Source organism: bacterium (genome assembly GCA_021372515.1).
Taxonomy (GTDB): Bacteria; Gemmatimonadota; Glassbacteria; order GWA2-58-10; family GWA2-58-10; genus JAJFUG01.
The window spans coordinates 1-2,991 of sequence record JAJFUG010000184.1 but is presented as its reverse complement, the minus strand read 5'-3'; the positions used below and the strand labels follow the sequence as shown (position 1 = coordinate 2,991).

Sequence of the window (2,991 nt, the reverse complement as noted above, 5' to 3'; positions counted from 1 at the left end):
CGCCGACCTCAGCAGTCTGGCCCGCCAGGGCTACCTCACCCGCACCCACGGCGGCGCCGTGCTGCGCGAGCGCAGCATTTTCCCGGGACGCGCCTCGCTCAGTTTCGGCGACAAGGCCGTGGCCAATCTGGAGGCCAAGCGACGGATCGGCCGCCGCGCCGCCGAGCTGGTGGCCGATGGGATGAATATCCTGCTGGACGCCGGCACCACCATCCTCGAAATTGCCCGCAACCTCCGTCACCACAAGGACCTCACCGTCATCACCGACTCGATCCCAGTGGCCGTGGAGCTGTCGGACTACGATGGGATCACGGTGATAATGACCGGCGGAACCCTGCGCTCGGCCAGCCTGGCCGTAATCGGCCCGGAGAGCTGGTCGGCCCTGGAGCGGTTCCACGTGCAGCTGGCGTTCATCGGGGCGCGCGGGTTCCTGCCCTCGCGCGGGTTTTTCTGCGGCAACACGGTGGAGGCCGAGACCAAGCGCCGCATGATGGCCACGGCCGAGCGCAAGCTGGCCGTGCTCGACCACAGCAAGTTCGGCGAGTCGGGCCTGGTGCCGTTCGCCACACTCGAGGATTTCGACAGCCTGCTGGTCGACCGGGTGGAGGACCCCTCCGACCTGACGGCCCTGCAGGCGGCAAGCATAGAACTACTTCTCTGCAACCGGAAAACGAACGAAGGGAGAAAGAAATGAGCCAGATAAAGGGCAACGCGCTGGTGGCGCAGTCGGGCGGACCGACCGCGGTGATCAACGCCTCGGCCTGCGGTGTGATCCAGGAGGCGCTGAAACACCCGCAGATCCAGGGTATCTACGGCTCGCACAACGGCATCCTGGGGGTGCTGCGCGAGGAGCTGTTCGACATACGGGCCGAAAGCCCCGAGACAGTGGAACTGCTCAAGACCACGCCCAGCGCGGCGATCGGCTCCTGCCGCCACAAGCTGAAAAGCCTGGAGAAAAGCCGCGCCGACTACGAGCGCGTGCTCGAGGTGTTCCAGGCCCACGACATCCGCTACTTTTTCTATGCCGGCGGCAACGACAGCATGGACACCGCGGCCAAGATCAAGGACCTCAGCGCCCAGCTCAACTATGAGATGGTGGTGATGGGCGTGCCCAAGACCATCGACAACGACCTGGCGTTCACCGACCACTGCCCGGGCTACGGCTCGGTGGCCAAGTTTATCGCCACCAGCGCCATGGAGGCCGGGCGCGACACCGAAAGCCTCTACACGTTCGACACCTGCGCCGTGCTCGAAACCATGGGCCGCAACGCCGGCTGGATCGCCGCAGCCGCCGCCCTGGCCCGCCGCACCCCGGAGGACGCCCCGCACCTGATCTATGTGCCCGAGGTGCCGTTCAGCCGCGAGCAGTTCGTGCAGGATGTCAAGCGCGTGCACGGCGAGCTGGGCCGCTGCTTCATCGTGGCCAGCGAGGGCATGAAATGGGACAACGGCCGCTACGTGGCCGAGGACACCAGCGCCCTGGCCAAGGACAGTTTCGGCCACGCCCAGTTGGGCGGAGTGGCCCAGGTGCTCAAAAGCATCATCGAGGGCGAGCTGGGGCTCAAGACCCGCTGGATGATGCAGGGCCTGACCCAGCGCAACGCCATGCATTTCGCCAGCCGCACCGACCGCGACGAGGCCTATATCTGCGGGGCCGAGGCGGTCTGCCGCGCCGTGGCCGGGACATCGGGCTACATGGTCACCCTGGAGCGCGTTTCGACTTCTCCGTACCGCATGGAGACCGGCCTGGCCAAGCTGGAGGAGGTGGCCAACGGCGAGAAGAAACTGCCGCGCGAGTGGATGAACGAAGCGGGCAATTTCCCCACAACCGAGTTTGTCGAGTACCTCAAGCCCCTGGTCCAGGGTGAGGTGGAGGTGCCGGTCAAGGACGGGCTGCCGTATTTCATGCGGTTCGCCAAGAAATGGCTGCCCCGCAGGTGCGCCGAGTACAAGGTCGGCTGAGGCGGTAGGGAGAGAATCTTAGTATTTAAATGTAGGGGCACGGTGCACCGTGCCCATGATGTGTTTTATGGGGCGCACCCGCATGTGCGCCCGGACGGACACATGGGTCCGCCCCTACAGAATGCCGGGATATAACAGTGAAGTGCGAATATAATCCAATTGGAGGTCTATCTCATGCAACCTGCCGAGAAGAATCTGGCCGCTGCGCTTAAAGCGGCCGCCGCCTCCGGGGCGGAATCTCTGGCCGCAGTGCCGGGAGTGTACGCCGCCTCGGTCAAGCACGCCGGGGGGGCGCTTTTCGCCGCAGTGCGCCTGGACGGCTGCAAGCGCCTGGCTGTCGTGGGTGGCGGCCCGGCTGCCGCGCGTTTCGAGGGCGAGAGTGTGGAGGGTGTGAAACTCTGCCCGCAGAACGCGGCCAACTCCGCCGCCCTGCGCGAGACTTTCCCCTGGACCGCGCCGGTCACTATCGGCCGACGGGCCAGCTTCGGAGTCGGGGACCGTCTGGGCGTGGCCACGCCCGGCCACCTGCGCGCTTTCGCCCGCTACGATATTTTCCCGGTGCTGGCCCAGCAGTCTATGCGCGAGCTGGGGCGCACCGAGCGCAAGCCGCAGGATGTGATCGACGACGCCGGCTGGGGCGCGTTCCAGGCCGGCTGGACCGATACTTTCGCCGCGGATGCCGACCATATCAAGCAGGTGCACGAGGTGCTGGACTGCTGGCGCAAGGGCTACACCATGTTCACCATCGATGCCTCCGAGCATATCGAGCTGGCCGCGGTGCGCCTGTCGGACGAGGAGGCCCTCGAACGTTTCGCCGCCCTGCCCGAGTATGAGGATTTCAAGTCCCGCTTCAGCAGCAAGGAATGGAATTTCAAAGGTGAGGGCCTTTCGCTCTCGATCTCCTTCACCCCGGCCCAGCTCGCCCGCTGTGCCCTGGTCTACCACAAGGCCGTGGCCCACATGGCCCTGATCTACCGTGAGCTGAGCGCCGCCGCTGGCAACCCGCTCGAATCGTTCGATTTCGAGGTC

3 protein-coding genes are annotated in these 2,991 nt (G+C 65.6%); all 3 read left to right on the top strand.

The window, feature by feature from the left end:
• A partial coding sequence (locus tag LLH00_17010) for a DeoR/GlpR family DNA-binding transcription regulator (GenBank protein MCE5272980.1) occupies nt 1-694 on the top strand: 694 nt, incomplete at its 5' end.
• Nucleotides 691-1,962: a 6-phosphofructokinase gene (locus LLH00_17005; protein MCE5272979.1), complete on the top strand. Its 1,272-nt coding sequence runs from the start codon at nt 691-693 to the stop codon at nt 1,960-1,962. The genes LLH00_17010 and LLH00_17005, both read left to right, overlap by 4 nt.
• Nucleotides 1,963-2,136: 174 nt before the next feature.
• The coding region (locus LLH00_17000) for a tagaturonate epimerase family protein (GenBank protein ID MCE5272978.1) at nt 2,137-2,991 on the top strand (855 nt) is incomplete at its 3' end.